The organism is Streptomyces sp. NRRL F-5727 (assembly GCF_000719555.1).
Classification (GTDB): Bacteria; Actinomycetota; Actinomycetes; order Streptomycetales; family Streptomycetaceae; genus Streptomyces.
In genome coordinates this window covers 28,270-45,785 of the sequence record NZ_JOGX01000004.1, presented here as the reverse complement: position 1 = coordinate 45,785, position 17,516 = coordinate 28,270, and the positions used below count along the sequence as shown (strand labels likewise).

The 17,516-nt window shown below is 73.8% G+C and carries 12 protein-coding genes; 5 read left to right on the top strand and 7 right to left on the bottom strand.

All coding sequences use genetic code 11. The annotated features are described in order from the left end of the window. Positions 1 to 2: 2 nt before the first annotated feature. The 3 genes from IF73_RS0103945 to IF73_RS0103935 are packed head-to-tail and all read right to left on the bottom strand — an operon-like array spanning position 3 to position 3,946. The gene (locus IF73_RS0103945) at positions 3 to 272 is read right to left on the bottom strand and encodes a hypothetical protein (protein ID WP_031003424.1); all 270 of its coding nucleotides are present in this window, start codon (positions 270 to 272) and stop codon (positions 3 to 5) included. Between the two features lie 22 nt (positions 273 to 294). Beyond that, positions 295 to 2,052 (bottom strand): S8 family serine peptidase, encoded by a 1,758-nt coding sequence (locus IF73_RS0103940; protein ID WP_031003417.1) that lies wholly within the window; start codon positions 2,050 to 2,052, stop codon positions 295 to 297. After that, the gene (locus IF73_RS0103935; RefSeq protein ID WP_031003415.1) at positions 2,009 to 3,946 is read right to left on the bottom strand and encodes a hypothetical protein; all 1,938 of its coding nucleotides are present in this window, start codon (positions 3,944 to 3,946) and stop codon (positions 2,009 to 2,011) included. Before IF73_RS0103935 ends, IF73_RS0103940 begins: the two co-directional genes overlap by 44 nt. A 102-nt stretch (positions 3,947 to 4,048) precedes the next feature. Here IF73_RS0103935 and IF73_RS37400 point away from each other — a divergent pair, with 102 nt between their 5' ends. Next, positions 4,049 to 4,840 (top strand): TetR/AcrR family transcriptional regulator, encoded by a 792-nt coding sequence (locus tag IF73_RS37400; protein ID WP_078867945.1) that lies wholly within the window; start codon positions 4,049 to 4,051, stop codon positions 4,838 to 4,840. Here the strand turns inward: IF73_RS37400 and IF73_RS0103925 are convergent. From IF73_RS0103925 to IF73_RS0103915, 3 genes are read right to left on the bottom strand one after another with little or no spacing between them, the layout of a single operon-like run. Beyond that, positions 4,761 to 6,635, bottom strand: a complete 1,875-nt coding sequence (locus tag IF73_RS0103925; protein ID WP_063833398.1) for a hypothetical protein — start codon at positions 6,633 to 6,635, stop codon at positions 4,761 to 4,763. The two genes, IF73_RS37400 and IF73_RS0103925, sit on opposite strands and share 80 nt — an antisense overlap. Positions 6,636 to 6,651: 16 nt before the next feature. Continuing rightward, entirely contained in the window at positions 6,652 to 8,199 is a 1,548-nt protein-coding gene (locus IF73_RS0103920; protein ID WP_031003410.1) for a patatin-like phospholipase family protein, read from the bottom strand. Then, a complete protein-coding gene (locus tag IF73_RS0103915; protein WP_199806611.1) occupies positions 8,196 to 9,884 on the bottom strand; it encodes a GMC oxidoreductase in 1,689 nt (562 codons plus the stop codon). The genes IF73_RS0103920 and IF73_RS0103915 overlap by 4 nt, the downstream gene beginning before the upstream one ends. Before the next feature lie 418 nt (positions 9,885 to 10,302). Between IF73_RS0103915 and IF73_RS0103910 the strand changes: the two genes are divergently transcribed. The 4 genes from IF73_RS0103910 to IF73_RS0103895 all read left to right on the top strand — a co-directional run bounded on the left by IF73_RS0103910 (position 10,303) and on the right by IF73_RS0103895 (position 16,210). Next, on the top strand, positions 10,303 to 12,042 hold the full coding sequence (locus IF73_RS0103910) for a lysyl oxidase family protein (protein ID WP_031003408.1): 1,740 nt from the start codon (positions 10,303 to 10,305) through the stop codon (positions 12,040 to 12,042). A gap of 359 nt (positions 12,043 to 12,401) precedes the next feature. Continuing rightward, positions 12,402 to 13,928 carry an SDR family oxidoreductase gene (locus IF73_RS0103905; RefSeq protein ID WP_031003407.1) on the top strand — a complete coding sequence of 509 codons (1,527 nt, stop codon included), beginning with the start codon at positions 12,402 to 12,404 and terminating at the stop codon, positions 13,926 to 13,928. A 172-nt stretch (positions 13,929 to 14,100) separates the two neighbouring features. Next, positions 14,101 to 15,474, top strand: coding sequence for a cryptochrome/photolyase family protein (locus IF73_RS0103900; RefSeq protein WP_031003406.1), 1,374 nt, complete (start codon positions 14,101 to 14,103; stop codon positions 15,472 to 15,474). A 133-nt stretch (positions 15,475 to 15,607) separates the two neighbouring features. Continuing rightward, complete coding sequence (locus IF73_RS0103895) at positions 15,608 to 16,210, top strand: sigma-70 family RNA polymerase sigma factor (protein ID WP_051716512.1); 603 nt, start codon at positions 15,608 to 15,610, stop codon at positions 16,208 to 16,210. 33 nt (positions 16,211 to 16,243) lie between these two features. On the opposite strand, the gene IF73_RS0103890 is transcribed toward IF73_RS0103895, so the two are convergent. Next, on the bottom strand, positions 16,244 to 17,242 hold the full coding sequence (locus tag IF73_RS0103890) for a MerR family transcriptional regulator (protein WP_037878215.1): 999 nt from the start codon (positions 17,240 to 17,242) through the stop codon (positions 16,244 to 16,246). Between the last annotated feature and the right edge of the window lie 274 nt (positions 17,243 to 17,516).

The window sequence follows — 17,516 nt, the reverse complement described above, 5'->3', positions numbered from 1 at the left end:
GCTCAGAGCGGGCGGCGGCTCGACGACAGGGTCAGGGAACGGACCCACGGTGCGTGGGAGAGCTCCTCGACCCCGCGGCGCGAGAGCGTGCCGCTCACGACGGACCGGTCCGCGGCGCCGGCGTCCACGCCCGCGCCGCGGAGGACCGCGCGCTGCGCCTCCGTGGGCGCCGCCTCCAGAACCACGGTCACCAGGAGGTTCCTGACCTCGGAACCGCCGTCGCCGGCTTCCACGGCGGCGGACAGGGCGGGGTCGAGCTTGGCGTAGTCCATGGCCCGATTCTGCCTCGGCGGGTCACAGGAGGGACGCGTCGACGAGCCCGTGCCCCCAGTGGGGGTCGAAGGATCCGGGCGCCCCGCCGGGGACCGCCGACGCGGCCGTCAGGAAGGAGCGGATCTTCTCGGGGTCGGCGCTGGGGTCGCCCTCCAGGAGCAGCGCGGTGAGTCCCGCGACGAACGGGCAGGCCATGCTGGTGCCCTGGAGCGCCAGCAGGCCGTCGTCGAGCATGAAGGCCCGGCGCACGCCGACGGCGTCGCGGGAGAGGGCGGAGAGGATCATCGCGCCCGGGGCCGCGACGTCGGGTTTGGGCATGCCGTCCCGGCGCGGCCCTTCGCTGCTGAAGCCCGCGATGTCGTCCTCGACCAGCCAGGTGGCGGTGCGCTCCACGCCGTCGACGTCCCGCCACCGGGTGCGGGTCGTGGACGCGGCCACGGTGATCGCGGACGTCGCCGCGCCCGGCGAGCCGATCTTCAGCGCGTCCTGCACGGCGGGACCGCTGAACTGCGGCTGGGGGTCCGCCTCCGCCCTGCCCAGGATCCACACGTCGGCCCGGCAGCTCTGGCCGCCGACCCGCGCGCCGCGCAGGACGAGCCGCCACCGCCGCGACCCGGTGACGGAGGTGGGCGAGGTGGGTTCCACGGTGACGAAGAAGTTGTGGTCGCCGTTGCCCGGGTCGGGGCCGGGGGTGACGATCTGCACGACGCCGTCCGCCAGGTCGTAGGCGCGGACCGGCGAGCCGGCCGTCAGGACCGCCTGGAAGTCGGTCGAGTCGCCGGACGGGGACGCGACGGCGACCTCCAGCCGGTCCCCGCCCGCGTACCAGCCGTTGAGCCAGAACAGGTCGGGGGAGCCGTCGATCCGCCCCGGATGGCAGGGCACGGACCGGGTGGCGCCCTCGGGCACGGTGAGGCGGGCGTGGATGTCGTCCTCGCCCTCGTTGCCGGCGGCGCAGCACACGATCCGGCCGGGTCCGCTCTCCTCCTCGATGGCGAGGGACATGACGTCCGTGCCGTCGTGCGGGTCGGAGTGGCCGCCGAGGCTGAGGTTGACGACCGCGGGCATGTCGAGCTCGTCCGCCAGCCGGAACACGTACTGGATGCCGTCGATGATGTGGGCGTCCTGGAAGTCGGTCTTGACGGCGACGATCCGGGCCCCGGGGGCGACGCCGTCGCTGCCGGCCGCGATGCCCGCGACATGGGTGCCGTGGCCGTCCTCGTCGTGCGACAGCACGTCCACGGCGCCGGCGAGGCCGGTGAACTCCGCCCCGTACCGGCCCTCGGGGACGCCGCTGCCGCCCGCCAGGGTCTGGTCCCAGATGCGCTCGACCCGTCCCTCGAAGGCGGGATGCCCCAGGAAGATGCCCGTGTCCACCACTCCGACGAGCACGCCGTCCCCGCTGCGGTCGAGACGGCTGCGGAAGGCGGGCACGCCGACCTTGGCCAGGGCCACGTCCAGGCACGGCCGCAGCTGCGCGGCCGGCGCGATCCGGCGCACGCCCGGCTGCGCGGCCAGTTCCTCCAGGGCGTCGAGGGGCACGATGCCGGTTCGGATCGACCGTCCGCCGTCGTTGATCTCGGTGTCGCCCACGCCGACGGGCGGGGTGTCCGGGTCGCACTCGACCGAGACGACGACCCGCACCGGCTTGGCGCGCTGCTCGACGGAGACGAGCCCCATCATGGCCGCGGGCCTCCTCAGCGGGGCGCGGCGGCGGCCTTCCTGGACGTAGCGCTCATACGCCGCTGCGAGCGGCGGCGCCAACTTCTCGACGGTCATGACCGTCTCCTCCTCGTGTGTCGGCCCCCGTCTGCCGCGTCAGCGCCCATTCCCGGAACTCCGGATGACCGCGCAGGTGCCGCAGGTCCGGGTCGCCCTCCAGGGAGTCGAACCAGTCGTCCAGCAGCTCCGAGTTCCGCATCGACGCCGTGAGATGGTCGAGTGCCAGGGCGGCGGCCTCCTCCGTGCGCCCGGCCCAGCCGCCGTCGCCGTCCCCGTCGCCGGGAGGCGGGCCGATCAGCCGGGCGTAGAAGCAGGCGGCGTTGTACTGGACGAGTCCCGCGATCTGGATCCGGCCCTGGGCCTCGCCGTCGCTCGTCGAGCGGGCGGAGGCGGCCCGGTACCGGCGGCTCCTGTCGTACCCGCACGCGGTCCGCAGCCGTTCCTCGCACTCCGCGAAGTCGCTTCCGTCCTTCCGCAGGTCCTGGAGTGAGGGCACGTGTGCCCCCCGGTCGAACCGCACGTGCAGGCCCCGGGCGAGGATCGCGGCGTCGACGGCGGCGCGGGTCTGGCCGCGCAGGCTCCCGGCAGGCCGGATCAGCTCGCGGTAGAGCCCCCGGGTCTCGGTCGCCCACCAGCCCCTGATCAGCGGGACGGTGTCGAGATCCGCGCGCAGGGACGTGAGCACGTGGAGCGAGGCGTCGAGGAAGTGCTCGCGCGCCGCCCGCCGGCTCACCTCACCGTCCGGTCCGGTCGCCGCCGGGAGGCGTGCGCCGGTCAGGGCCCGGTCCAGGCGCTTCTGCCAGGCCGGGTCGGCCAGCCAGGCGTCCAGCCACTCGTCCACCAGGTCCAGGACGATCCCGGCCCGGTAGCGGGGCTGCGCCATCGCCGGGTACGCCGTGATGAGCCCCAGATAGATCTCCAGCGCCTGGAGGTACCCCTCGGGCGTGCCCTCCTTCAGCAGGCCCAGTTCGGAGCGGGCCAGGCCGTTGGACGGGTCCAGGTTCACCGCGGCGCTGAACTCCCGCGCGGCGCGGTCCTTCTCGCCGCCGTTGCGCAGCAGGTCCACGCCGTCCCGGTAGTGCCGCAGCCCGCGGCCGTTCTTGGCCCGCCACTTGGTCCAGCGGGGAATCCCCACGGTGCTCGCCACGGCGAGCTGGGCCACCGTGTACGCGGCCTTGTGGACGGCCTCCTCCTCGGTCTCCTCCCAGTAGGTGTCCTGGAGGACGCTGCGGTGCGTGGACTTCTCGGTCATGTTCACGGTCACGCCGAACCCCTCGCCGGACTGCTGGACGTGGCCGGTCAGCCGCCAGCCGCGCTCGGGGAACGCCGACTGCCAGGCCAGGGCGAGCAGTTTGGTGACGAGGTCGCCGTCCTTGGGCTTGGCCTCGTACAGCACGGTGGGGAGGCTGAGCACCGGCTCGCCTCCGGGCAGCGGCGGCGGTGTCTGCACCTGGGTGGCGAGGATGGTGCGCATCTTCGCGGTGCACGTGGCCGCGTGGCGTCCCGCCGCACCCGGACTGTCGCCGTCGCTCCCCGGGTTGGCGTAGATCAGGTCGTCGACCTCGATGGCGATCGAGTCGCCGCGGGCGTTGCGGATCTCCAGGAGCCGTACGAATCCGACGAGCAGGGCGCCGAGCACGATCCAGGTGACGATGCCGGGGGAGAACGGGTACGCCAGGTCCTTCTGCGGGCCCAGGCACAGCACCCCGTGGTCCAGCAGACAGCCCGTGGTGACGCCGAGTCCGTCCGCGACGGAGACGTCGATGGTCCGGCTCCCGGTCGTGGTCGCGGCCGCCATGGACACGTTCACGGCGAGCACGCACCAGGTGACGATCGCGGTCAGGAGCAGCAGCCGGTTGGTCCACCGGGACACCAGGGGCGCGGCGAGCAGTAGTCCCGCGCCGGAGACGAGGACGACCCACAGCAGAAGCGGCAGCCACCAGGGGTCCATGACCAGTACACCACCCTACGCGTGCACCGTATGCGTACTTCGTACGCTTATGTGGTATATGCTGCTCCGGCGGGGGCCGAGTCGTCAAGGGTGGTCCTGGTCATGAGCGGCGAACCGTCGACCTCGCGTCGGGAACGGCTGACCCGCGAGCGCGTGCTGCGCGCCGCGCTGGCGGTGGCGGACGCCGAGGGGCTCCCCGCCCTGAGCATGCGCCGGGTCGCGGTGGAGCTCGGCGTGGAGACCATGGCGCTCTACCGCTACACGGAGAGCAAGGACGACCTGCTCGACGGGCTCGTCGAGACCCTCTTCATGCAGGTGGAGGAGCGGCTGTCCGACGCCGCGCGGCCGGACGGGGCCCGGCGGCCCGGCGGCGCCGAGGCGCCCGGAGGAGCCACCGTCGCCCTCCCCGAGCTGCGGGACGCACTGCACCGCATCGCCAGGGAGCTGTACCGGGTCGCCGTCGAGCACCCCCACGTCATCTCGCTGTGCGCGAGCCGTCCCCTCACCGTACCGCTGGCGCGCCGGCCCGCCGCGGTGCTGCGCGTCCACGAACGCCTGCTGACGCTGTTCCGGGCGGCCGGCCTGGACGACGGCGCGGCGCTGCGGACCTACCGGGCCTTCATCTCCTGGGTGCTGGGCTACGTCGTGATCGATCTGCGCGCGGTCGTCGACGATCCGGACGAACCCGACCCCGCCTTCCGGCTCGGCCTGCACCGGCTCCCGGCCCGCGACTTCCCCCTGCTCCGGGCGTACGGCCCCGCCCTCGCCGAACGGGGCGGCGAGGAGGAGCTCGCCGCCGGACTCGACGCCCTGCTCACCGTCCTGGGTCCGGACACGGCCGGTCGGGGTCCGGCCGCCGGGCGTTCCGGGCGATCACGACGGGCTCCTCGATGAGCCGTACGGTCGGCGCGGGGTCGGGCACCGGCCGCCGCCACACCCCCTCGGCGTCCTCGACGTCCTCCACCTTCCAGTCGCGGCAGGTCCGGTCGAGCGCCAGCGGGTAGAGCGTGAGCGTGCCGTCCGGGCCGAGGCGCATCCGGAGGAAGCCCTTGCGGTCGTCCATGGACTGCCCGGACATCTGCCACTCGGCGGGCAGACCCCGGTGCGTCCACAGCACCCACAGGGCGAAGAACTGGGAGCCGAGGAGAGCGCCGATCACCGCGGCGACGACCAGCAGGACCGCCAGGAACACCAGCCCGTTCCAGGAGGACGGGACCGCCCGGGCGATCGCCACTGCGACGGTCAGGGCCGCGGCCGCGACGGCCGCCTGGAACAGGACGGCCATGACCGGACCGGACGGCGCCCTGGGCCGCCGTTCGCGCAGCAGCCCCCGCCACCAGCCGATCACGAAGGGCAGGAGGAAGAGGGCGGCGCTCGTGCACAGCAGGCCGAGCACGTCGTCGGCGCCGGCGCTCCGCAGCGCCCCGACGGGATGGTGCCGCCCTTCGGCCAGCGCGAACACGCCGCTCATCAGCAGGACGAGCACCGTCTGCACCGCCCCGGCCAGGACGGCGAAGCCCGGGTTGCGCCGCGGCAGCCAGTACCGCGACCAGGGCTCGGCGATCCCGCGGGCCAGCGCCCGCGACTCCGCCGCGTCCGGATACGTGTGCTGGGCGAGGGCGAACGCCGTCGGCGGCCGGTCCTTCGCCCGCATCCGCGACGCGTCCGGCGGCAGCGGCAGGGCCTTCGGGAGCCGGTGGGTCGAGGAGAGGTACGCCCCGCCCAGGCCGCACGTCACCATCTGGCGCCGCCGGGGATCCGGGGGCAGGATCGCGTCGGCCCCGGCCACGTCGTCGGGCAGCCGCTCCGCGTAGCGGGCGTAGTGGTGCTTGTCGCCGGTCAGCCACAGCCGGATGGCGGCGCCGGTCTCCTCGCGCGTGCCGGTGGTCCGGTCGAAGCGGGTCCGCACGATGGTGCGGTCGAACCAGTGCAGCGAGTTGAAGGCGTCGGGCCGTTCGTCGCTCCGCACCCAGGTCGGCTCGGCCGAGCAGACGATCACGCTGTCCCCCGGACACAGCCGCGGCGAGAGGTGGGTCTCGAAGTAGCGGCGCTGCGGATCGTCGACGTAGCTGCCGAGCTGGCTGTCCAGGCCGACGAGCCACCAGCGCTGCGGCAGTTCCACGGCGAAGTAGCTCCGGGTCTGCCGGGTCTGCCAGCCGCCGATCACGTTCTCCTGGGCGAACATCCGCAGGAAGGCGGTGAGTCCGTCGTACCAGTCGTGGTTGCCCGGCAGCGCGACCATGAGCGGCCGGTCCGCCGCCGACGGGAGCGCCGCGCGGTACGGGCCCTTCATCCGGTCCTCGTACGCGGCCGCCGACGCCACCGGGTACACCTGGTCGCCGCCGAGGACGAGCAGCGAGCCGCGGGGGAGCGGGCCCGGCCCCTCGACGGCGAGCCGGTCCGCCCCGAGGGCGGCGGCCACCGAGGCCGTCGCCTCGAACCCGTCGCCGAGGTCCGCGGCGAAGTCGATCCAGAGCTCCTCGGCGTCGGGATCCGCCGCCGGCGCCCGCAGGAGCCCGGCCTCCAGCGCGCCCTGGATCTCCCGCTTGTCGGAGTAGCCGGCGAAGACGGCCGCCAGACCGACCTTGACCGCCGTGCGCGCCAGCTCCTTCGGCGCGAGCCAGCGCACCGGCTCCCGGGGAGTGAACCCTAGCTCCTCCGCGCGTCCGCGCAGCTCTGCGAAGTCCATGCCGGCACCTCCTCGGTCAGAGCGGGGACCAGGGCAGGACGTTCTGCGCGTACACGTCCCACAGCTTGCCGGCGAAGAACCGCCCGAACCGTCCCAGGGTGGTCACCCGGCCGGGCAGCGTCGGCGCCTCGGCCCGGAAGGTGGTGAGCTGTCGCAGGAAGTCGGCGGGGCGGATGCGCACGGTCCCCGCGGCCACCGGCTCGGCGTCCGGCTCCTCGTCGGCCCCGACGTGGCCGCGGACGACGCGGGTGTGGAGGACGGACGTGTCCTTCCAGATCCCCAGGCGCGAGTCCTCGCTGACGTCCTTGTACCCGCTGAGGGTGAGCGGATGGCCGGCCCGGTCGGTGAAGTGCAGGCGGTAGAGCATCCGCAGGTGCTGGGGGTCGGAGTGCTCCACGAACAGCCCGAAGGTGCCGTGCTCGACCGGCAGGCGCCCGCCCAGCTCCTGGCAGACGACCTCGCCGCGCAGTTCGGCCTCGTGCTCCGGGTCGGCGAGGAAGCGGTCCATGCCCCGGATGTCGACGGTCAGGTGCAGGGCGAGGCCGGCGACGGCTCCGCCCGTCGACGGGTCGGCCGTCCGGGCGTCGTCCGCCCCGAAGACGATTCGGCCGACCATGCGCTCGGTGAAGCGCATGCGGGTCGGGTCGTCGGGGAGGTCCGGAGGCCCGCTCGGCTTCCAGGCGATCCCCTGGTCCGTGCACCAGCGGCGCGCGTGCTGGACGCCGAGCTCGACGGCCTGGGCGAACCGGTCCCGGCCGAAGTTGATCAGGTAGTTGAGGGGGACCTCCCCGCTCAGCAGCCGGACCTCGATCGGGCGCCCGAACTCGCCGTCCTCCCCGGCGCGGAGCGCGGCGTTGCTGGCCTCGATCCGGCGCAGCCACTCCTTCAGCCGCCCGTTGGCCGTCGTCTCGATGATGTGGAAGTAGTTGGCCACGAAGCCGTCGCGCCAGCGGTGGCGCCGGCTGACCGTCCAGATGATCCACAGCTCGTCGCAGCCGCGCCGGATCGCCTCCTCCACGTTCGCGTCGGTGAGATAGACCGGGTCGATGTACGTCTGCCCGTCGATGACGACCGGGGGGAACCACATGGGCAGCGCCACCCCGGCGCAGAACCGGTCCTCGTCCATGCGGTCGGCGGTCACCGGCTCCAGCTCGTTGGCGCTGAAGTTGTAGAGGTTGAAGGTGGCTTCGCGGTCGGTGGCCCGGATCCGCTCCCAGTCGAGCCCCCACTTCGGGAAGACCCGGCGCCGGTAGCCGTCCAGGGTGAAGAGCGAGCGGGCGTACGGCCCCTTCGGCAGCTCGCGCCAGTTCGGGGTGACGCCCTCCAGCGGGGAGAGGGTGCGCCAGTTGTCCGCGATCTCCCGCCCGGACATCCCCTGGCAGTACATCGCGAGGTTGAACACGCCACCGCTGGCGCCGTCGGCGTGGTCGAAGGTCAGCCCGGCCTCGTCCAGCAGGACCTGGAGGACACCGGCCTGGTAGGCCACCTTCAGGCCGCCGCCGGCGAGGAGGAGGGATCTGCGCGGGGATCCGCTGGGGGGCGCCGTGCCCGGTCCGGTCGTCATGAGGGCCCCTCGGGGGTCTGCCGGTGGTCTTCGAGGATGCGGATGGCCGAACGGTCGGCCAGCGCCGCGATGGTGAGCGAGGGGTTCGGGCCGACCGGGCCCGGCAGCACCGAGCCGTCGGCGACCGAGAGCCCCGGGTAGCCGTACACGCGGCCGAAGGGGTCCACCACGCCCTCCCGCGCGCTGCGCCCCATCGGGGCGCCGCCCACGGGGTGCACGGTGATCAGGCGGTTCAGCAACCACAGGGGATTCGCCGCGTACCGTCCGCCGAGACTGCGGGAGACGCCCTCCATGGTCGCGTTCATCTGCTCGAAGTACGCGTCGGACGCGGCGAGTCGCCAGTCCAGGTCCAGATGCCCGTCCCGGAGGAACATCCGGCCGTTGGGGACGTCCCTGCCCATGCCGAGCAGCGGCAGGGTCGTCGCGGTGAACAGGCCCTTGCCCATGGCGTCGCCGAGCTGCCGTCCCACCTGGCTGCGCGCGGTGCAGGTCAGCCGTGACCAGCCACGGCGCAGCAGGAACCTCGCGACCCGGTGGGAGAGGGTGAGGACGTTGTGCTCGACGAGCCAGTCGAGGAACTCGGGGTACCCGGCGTCCTCGATGTAGAAGCCGCGGTCCCGCTCGCCGCTCCCCTTCCGGTCCACCCGCAGCGCGCTCGTGATGACCGGCCCGAAGCTCGGCTCCAGCAGCCGGGGTTCCGTCTCTCCCGGCCGGTCCGGACGCGGCTTCCGGGCCTTGAGCACCAGCCCGAGGAAGTCCCCGTTCCCGGAGAAGCGGCTGCCCAGCGCGGGGCTGAGCGCCGGGAAGGCGCTGCGGTTGCGCATCAGCAGATACGTGGTGCCGAGCGTGCCGGCGGAGAGGATCAGCCGCCTGGCCCGGACGGTCCGCCGTACGGGAGGCGCCGACGGGTCCTCGTCGCCGGCGGCGCGGTGCTCGACGTACGAGACCTGGAAGCCCTCCCGGACCGGCTCGAAGGAGCGGACCTCGCAGCGGGGCCGGATGTCCGCGCCGAGCCGCTGCGCGGCGCTGAGGTAGGTGAAGTCCAGACTGTTCTTGCTGCCGAAGTTGCAGCCCAGGTCGCATTCGCCGACGAGCCGGCACGCATAGCGGGGGGCGTGGTGCAGATTGTCCTCGCCGCCGGCGAGCGGCGCGCCGGGCACCGGGGGATCCCCGAACGACACGGCCAGCCGCGGGAGTTCCCACGGCAGGCCCAGCCGCTCGGCCGCCTGCCGCATGGCGAGGGTCTTGGGCGTGCTCCGGTACGGCTCCACGTCGAAGGGGTACGGGTGCGCGCCCAGCATGGTCTCGACGGTTCCGTAGTGCGGGTCGAGCTCCTCGCGGGTGACGGGCCAGTTCTCGTAGCCGCCGTCGAACGACTCGTGCACGAACCAGCTCTCCGGCTTGCGGATCAGCACGTTCGCGTAGATCAACGACCCGCCGCCGAGCCCGCTGGAGACGAGCGCGTCCATCGTGGAGAAGCTCCACATGTCGTACATCCCGTACAGCCCGGAGTCGGGGTCCCAGAAGTTCTTGGCGGCCTCGTGGGGGCTGCGGGGGAAGGACCCGGGCGGGAACGGCTTGCCCCGCTCCAAAACGCACACGTCGAGGTCGGCCTCGGCCAGGCGATACGCCGTCACGGACCCGCCGAAACCCGAGCCGACGACGACGGCATCGAATACGTCCACGCTCGCCACCTCTGGAGGGAAGAACCGGAACAGCTGCCTTCGCTTCCCCCTCGCCGGCGGTTGCCGCACGCACGACCTCTCTCCATGGTTCACCCGCGCGGGGCGGGACGCACCTCGGGGCACGGGATCGGGCAGGGGTGTTTTCGGGCCAGCGGAGACTCTCCGGGCGCCTGCGCAACCGGGTCCCGTTTCCCTTGGTGGGGCGCCGCTTCGACGGACGTGCCCGGGTTTCGCCGCAGCGGCGTCTTCCGGCCAACATCGTGCCGTTTCGGCACGCGGGACAACCGGACGTCCGCCGCCCTCCTCTCATAGCGCGGGTGCACCGAGCACCCCACACCGCGTGAGCCGCGGGGCGGAGACCGCCCCGCCGGGACGCGGCCGATGTGCTTCCCCACAGCATCCGGAGGACCAGAGAACGATGAGCACGACGCGCACCCACCGGCTACGGCGGCCCCTGCTCGCGGGCACCACGGCGGTCGCCGCCATGGCCGTGACGGTCGGATTCATGACCGCCGCCCCGGAGCGGGCGACGGCCGCGACGGGGCCGAAGCTGAGCCTCGTCGCGGCGACCGGCTCGGTCACGCTCACCTCGTGGAAGGAGGAGCCCGGCGTCTACCTGGACCTGGGCACGTACCTCACCGCCGAGGGGAGGCCGCTGGAGCTGAAGGTCACGCGGAAGTCCTACAAGGACCCGGTGACGGTCACCCAGACCGTGTTCGAGAACGGCAAGACCAAGGCGAAGCCGCTGCCCCTGGGCACCGTGAAGGACTTCTCCGGACTGCCGGGCTTCGCCGAGATCACCGTCACGGACAAGAACGGCAAGGTGGTCGTCAAGCGGGCGGAGAGCTTCTGCCCGAACAACGCCAGCGGACGGATCCGGCCCGACGCGCCCGCCACCTCGAAGTATCCGGAGAGCTGTCCCACCAACCCCTTCACCCTCGGCTCCGTGTGGGGCGTCGAGAAGGGGTGGGCGGCCAACACGTACGCCGGCTCCTACACCGACCCCGTGAAGCTCGCCGCGGGCACGTACACGGCCAAGGTCAGGGTCGCCAAGAAGTACCGCGACCTCTTCGGCATCGCGGACAAGCCCGCCACGGTGAAGCTCACCATCGAGGAGCGCAGCTGGGAGAACGGCCGGGCGGCCGCCGCCGGCGAGCACGCCGGACACGGCGCCGCACACCAGGCCCCCTCCGCCCACGCCGGGCACGGACCGGGGCACGCCCCGACCCCCGCCCAGGCCGGCGCACCGCAGACCAGCGGCGCGACCCCCTCGTACAACGTGGGCCACGGCCCGCTCAAGGCCGCGCCCCCGGCCCTGCCGTGGGCGATGAAGGTGCAGCAGGCCGGGCGCGCCGGCGTCCAGGCCGCCGGTGACACCACCGGGCAGACCGACGGCTCGCGCAAGGCCCCCGCCCTCAGCCCCCGGGCCGCGCGCCCCACCGGGACGCCGTCCGTCCCGAACGTCCCCAAGCCCGACCTGCGGTCGCTGCCGGCGTACGGCATCACCATCAGCGACGGCGCCGGCCAGGGCACCCCCGGCAAGGACTACCTCGCCTTCAGCGCGAACGTCTGGAACGCCGGCCCGGCCCAGCTCGTCGTCGACGGCTTCCGCTCGCCCGGCAAGGCCAAGATGGACGCCTACCAGTACTTCTACGACGCCAAGGGCAAGCAGGTCGGCTACACGCCCACCGGCACCATGGAGTGGGACCCGCGCCCCGGCCACGTCCACTGGCACTTCACCGACTTCGCCAGCTACCGGCTGCTGAAGGCCGACAAGAAGGAGGCGGTCCGCAGCGGCAAGGAGGCGTTCTGCCTCGCCAACACCGACGCCGTCGACTACACGGTGAAGAACGCCAACTGGCACCCGAACAACACCGACCTGTCCACCGCCTGCGGCCAGGAGAACTCCATCTCCGTCCGCGAGGTCCTGGACGTCGGCTCCGGTGACACCTACACCCAGGACCTGCCGGGCCAGTCCTTCGACATCACGGACCTGCCCAACGGCACCTACTACATCCAGGTCCTCGCCAACCCGGCCAAGCGGCTGAAGGAGACCAACCTCGACAACAACAGCGCCCTGCGCAAGGTCGTCCTCGGCGGCACCCCCGGCCGACGCACCGTCAAGGTCCCGGCCCACGAGCTCGTGAACGCGAACTGACACCGGCGCGCACCCGATGTACCCACCGAGCCGGCCCGAACGGGCCGGCTCGGTCGTCATGTCGTCACGTCCGGCAAGGAACCTCACGGATCCCCACATCGGCCAACAACGACATGCGACAGGATTCTTGACCGGGCATCAGCGGATTCCTACGCTCCCTTCCCGTGGGAGCGTTCCCACACGCTGACGCGGCAGGGCGAGCGCACCCTCCGACCTGCGCGCCACCACCCCCGCCCCCCACGTCATCCACGCCGCCTGACCGGCACGCGCCGTCATCGGGGTGCATCCGTGTGCCCCGTGGCGACGAAACAACCCCATGGAGCGTGTACGCCACAGCAGCCGGTGAAACGGATCAGCCCATGGACATTCCCACCCCTGGCGACGGACCCCTGTGCCTGGTCACCGGCGCGAGCGGCTACATCGGGGGCCGCCTCGTACCGGAGCTGCTCGACAAGGGGTACCGGGTGCGCTGTCTCGCCCGGCACCCCGACAAGCTCCGGGACTTCCCCTGGGCCGACCGGGTGGAGACCGTACGCGGCGATGTCACGGTCGCCGAGAGCCTCCGCGAGGCGTTCGCCGGCGTCGACGTCGCCTACTACCTCGTGCACTCCATGAGCTCCACGGCACGCTTCGAGGACGCCGACCGGCTCGCCGCCCGCACGTTCGCCGCCGAGGCCCGTGCCGCCGGGGTGCGGCGCATCGTCTACCTCGGCGGCCTGGTCCCGAGCGGAGTGCCGGAGAGCGAGCTCTCGCCGCATCTGCGCTCCCGCACCGAGGTGGGCCGCATCCTCCTCGACTCGGGCGTCCCCACCGCCGTGCTCCGCGCGGCCGTCGTCATCGGCTCCGGTTCGGCCTCCTTCGAGATGCTCCGCTACCTCACCGAGCGGCTCCCTGTCATGGTCACCCCCAGGTGGGTCGACACCCGCGTCCAGCCCATCGCGGTCCGCGACGTGCTGAGGTACCTGGCGGAGAGCGCCGCCCTGCCCGCCGACGTGAACCGGACCTTCGACGTCGGCGGCCCCGACGTGCTCACGTACCGGGAGATGATGGGACGGTACGCGGAGGTCGCCGGGCTCCGCAGGCGGATCATCGTCCCCGTGCCGGTGCTCACCCCCCGGCTGTCCAGCCAGTGGATCGGCCTCGTCACACCGGTACCGGCCTCCCTGGCCCGCCCCCTCACCGAATCGCTGCGGCACGAGGTGGTCTGCACCGAGCACGACATCGCCCGCCACGTCCCCGACCTTCCCGGCCGGCCCCTCCCCTTCACCGAGGCCCTCCGGCTGGCCCTCCGCCGCGTGCGGGAAGCACGGGTCACCACCCGCTGGTCCTCCGCCGCACCGCCCGGGGCACCCAGCGACCCGCTCCCGACCGACCCGGACTGGGCGGGCGGCAGCCTCTACACGGACGAGCGGTCCCACACCGTCGACGCGAGCCCCGACGCGCTGTGGCGGGTCATCGAGGGGGTCGGCGGGGAGAACGGCTGGTACTCCTTCCCGCTGGCCTGGGCCGTCAGGGGATGGGCCGACCGGGTCGCCGGGGGAGTGGGACTGCGCCGGGGCCGGAGGGACGCGTCACACCTCCGGGTCGGCGACGCCCTGGACTTCTGGCGGGTGGAGGCGATGGACCGCGGGCGCCTGCTGCGCCTCCGGGCCGAGATGCGTCTCCCCGGTCTGGCCTGGCTGGAGATGGCGGTGGACCGGGACGAGCGGGGCCGCACGTCGTACCGGCAGCGGGCGATCTTCCACCCCCGCGGCCTCGCCGGGCAGGCGTACTGGTGGGGCGTCTCGCCCTTCCACGCCGTGGTCTTCGGCGGCATGGCCAGGAACATCGCCCGGACCGCCGAGCGGGAGAGCGAGCGGACGGGCGCGGCACCGGGCGGAGGGTGATCCCCGGGCGCGTGGGCGCGCCGGTGCCGGTTCGGCACGCACGGGGGCGAGCCGGTCCGTCCCGTGCATCCGGCGGCTCGCGAACGGGGGAACCGCGAGGGCAGGAGTGCCACACCAGTGCCCCGGCGCGGCGCCGCGCGTCCGTGACCGGCGGCCGAGCAGGGAGGACGCGATGACCGTCTCCGTCGTTCTGTACACCTCGGACCTCAGGGTCCACGACCATCCGCCGCTGAGGGCGGCGGCCCACGGGGCCGACGAGGTGGTGCCGCTGTTCGTCCGCGACCCGGCGGTGGCCCGCGCCGGATTCGCGGTGCCCAACCGGCTGGCCTTCCTCGCGGACTGTCTGGAGGACCTCGACCGGTCCCTGCGGGAGCGGGGCGGCCGTCTCGTGGTGCGGGAGGGCGACACGGTCTCCGAGGTGCGGGCCGTGGTGCGGCAGACCGACGCCGACGAGGTCCACATGGCCGCCGGCGTGACGGCCTTCGCCCGGCGGCGGGAGGCCCGGCTCCGCGAGGCGCTGGAGGAGGACGGCTGCCGGCTGTACGTGCACGACGGCGTGGTCACCGTCGTCCCGCCCGGCGACGTCGTCCCGCAGGGCTCGGACCACTTCGCCGTCTTCACGCCCTACCACCGCCGCTGGGCCGCCGAGCCCCTCCGGACGCCGTTCGCGGCCCCGAGAACGCTGCGCGTCCCGTCGGGCCCCCGCTCCGAGCCCGTCCCGCGGCGCTCCGCCGTCCCGGACGTGTCACCGGCCCTCCTCGTGGGCGGGGAGCGCGAGGGGCGCAAGCGGCTCACCTCATGGCTGGCGGCTCATCTCGACGGATACGAGGAGCGACACGACGACCTGGCGGGCGACGCCACCTCCCGCCTCTCGCCCTACCTCCACTTCGGCGCCCTCTCCGCCACCGAGGTCGTGCACCGGGCGGCCGCACGCGGCGGGGCGGGCGCCGACGCGTTCGTACGGCAGCTCTGCTGGCGGGACTTCCACCACCAGGTGCTGGCCGCGCGCCCCGAGGCGGCCGACGCCGACTACCGGAGCCGGTCCGGGCGGTGGCGGACCGGCGCGGACGCGGAGGCGGACCTCGCGGCCTGGCGCGAGGGCCGCACCGGCTATCCCCTCGTCGACGCCGCCATGCGGCAGCTCGCCCACGAGGGGTGGATGCACAACCGGGGCAGGCTGGTCACGGCCTCCTTCCTGGCGAAGACCCTCTGCGTCGACTGGCGCGAGGGGGCCCGTCACTTCCTCGGCCTGCTGGTGGACGGCGACGTGGCGAACAACCAGCTCAACTGGCAGTGGGTGGCCGGCACCGGCACCGACACCCGCCCCCACCGCGTCCTCAACCCGGTCGCCCAGGCCAAGCGGTACGACCCCGAGGGCGGTTACGTCCGCCGCTGGGTGCCGGAACTGGCGGGTCTCGACGGGCCGGCCGTCCACGAGCCGTGGCGGCTCACGGGGCTGGACCGGGCTGCCTTCGACTATCCGGATCCGCTGGTCGACCTCTCGGAAGGGCTGGCGCGCTTCCGCCGGCTCCGAGTCCCTTCCTGAGCGCGCGGCGCGCCCGTGAGGGCATCTCCGGAAGATTTCGATGCGGAAACGACGCATGTTGTTCCCCGGGTGCGGTCGGCGGGACCGTGAGGGAGCACGGCCTCTCCGAGGTCCCGGCAGAGGAGGAAGCGTCATGACCGCAGACCGGACGAGCGGAGTGCTCGCTGTCGCGGAGGACCCCGCCGACGCCGACGACCGGATCGCCCGCGGCCTGGTCGGCGGCGACGAACGGTGTCTGGCCGCCGCGTACCGGCGCTGGAGCCCCCTGGTCCACGCCCTGGCCGCCCGAACCCTGGGCGACCCCCGCGAGGCGGAGGACGTCACCCAGCAGGTGTTCGTCGCCGTCTGGCGGGGCCGGGCGAACTTCCGTCCCGAGCGGGGCACCCTGAGCGCCTGGCTCGTCGGTATCACCCGCCGGAAGGTCGCCGACGCGCTGACCGCGCGCACCCGCCGCACGCGGCTCACGGAGTCCCTCGGCGCCTCCCTGGAGCACGAGGGCCGCAGGGACGAGGAGCCCGAGCGGGTCCTCGAACGGCTGATCGTCACCGAGGAGTTGTCCCGCCTGCCCCGCGTGCAGCGCGACGTCCTGGAACTCGCCTACTTCGCCGACCTGACCCAGACCCAGATCGCCGACCGCACGGGAATGCCGCTCGGCACGGTCAAGAGCCATACCCGGCGCGGCCTCCGGCGCATGCGGAACAGCCTCGAACTCGCCGGCGTCCACGCCGCCCGCTGACCCGTGCCGGATCGCCGCCCGGCCCTCCGCCGGTCAGGCTCCGGTGCCCGCGGCCCGCCCGTCCCCGTCCGCGGCCGGTTCTCCGTACAGCCGGGAGACGACGTCGATCGCCTCCCGCAGGCCGGCGGGGCGTGCCGTACCGGCGTCGGGGGTGCGGCCGCGCCAGCCCGGGCCCGCGAGGACGACCAGAGGGGCGGTGCGCGCGCCCCGTACGCCGAACTCCGTGCCCGCGACGTGCCGGGCCAGGGCGTGGTTCGCGGTGGAGCGGGCCTGGGACCACAGGACGACGGCGGCCGGTCCCGACCGGCGTACCGCCGCGTCGAGGGCCTCGGCGGGCACGGCGGCGCCGAACATCCGTGTCGGCAGGCCCTGTTCGGCGAGAGCGGCGGTGAGTGCCTCCAGGGGCAGCGTGTGCTGCTCCGAGGGGACACAGGCCAGCACGGTGGGAGGCGCCTGGGGGGCGGCCGGCGGTCCGGTGACGGCGGCCCGCCGCAGGGCGGTGGAGACGTGCCAGGAGAGCAGGTGCTCGACCTCGACGTACCGGTCGCCCGACGACTCCCACTTGCGGCCCACCGCGTGGAGCGTCGGGGTCATGATCTCCTCCCAGGCGGTGACGAGCCCGTACGTCGCCAGCGCCGACCGGAGGATGGCCTCCATGAGAGGCCCGTCGAGGCGCACGGCGGCCCGGGCGAGCCCGCGGCACTCCTGCCGCACGTCGCCCAGCGGCAGACCGCTGCCGGCCGTGGCGCCCCCGGCCGGGTGGGGACGCGGTTCCGGCGTCTGCGGGGACCGCGCGTGCCGGGCGGCCCGCGCGGCCTCCGCGGCCTCCGCGGGCGGGACGCCGGACGCCGTGAGCCGGCACATCTCCTCCAGCACCGCGACGTCCGCGGGGCTCCAGCGCCGGTGCCGCCCGTCCGCGCGGACGGCGGGCCCGATGCCGTACCGCCGGTCCCAGGACCGCACGGTGGTGGGGGAGACCCCCAGGCGTCGGGCGACGGCGCCCGTGGTGATGCCGTGCGCGGTGTCGTCCATGGCCACCACGATACGACGCGGAAACGGTGCGAGCCTCCCGGGCGGTGCGGCGGGACCGCCGACGAGAGGTCCCCGCCCCCTTGACCCCCCGCGGCGCCGCCCACTACCTTGCCGTCGACATCACCACCCGTGGCTCCCGGAAGGAGGCGACCCGCAGATGCTCACCTACTCTGACCTCGGCCGCCTCGCCGAGTGCACCGCCTGGGTCCCGGGCCGCATCGCGCACGGCTGCTGAGCGCCGTCTCCTCACGTGCCCTCTCGTGGCACCGCGTGG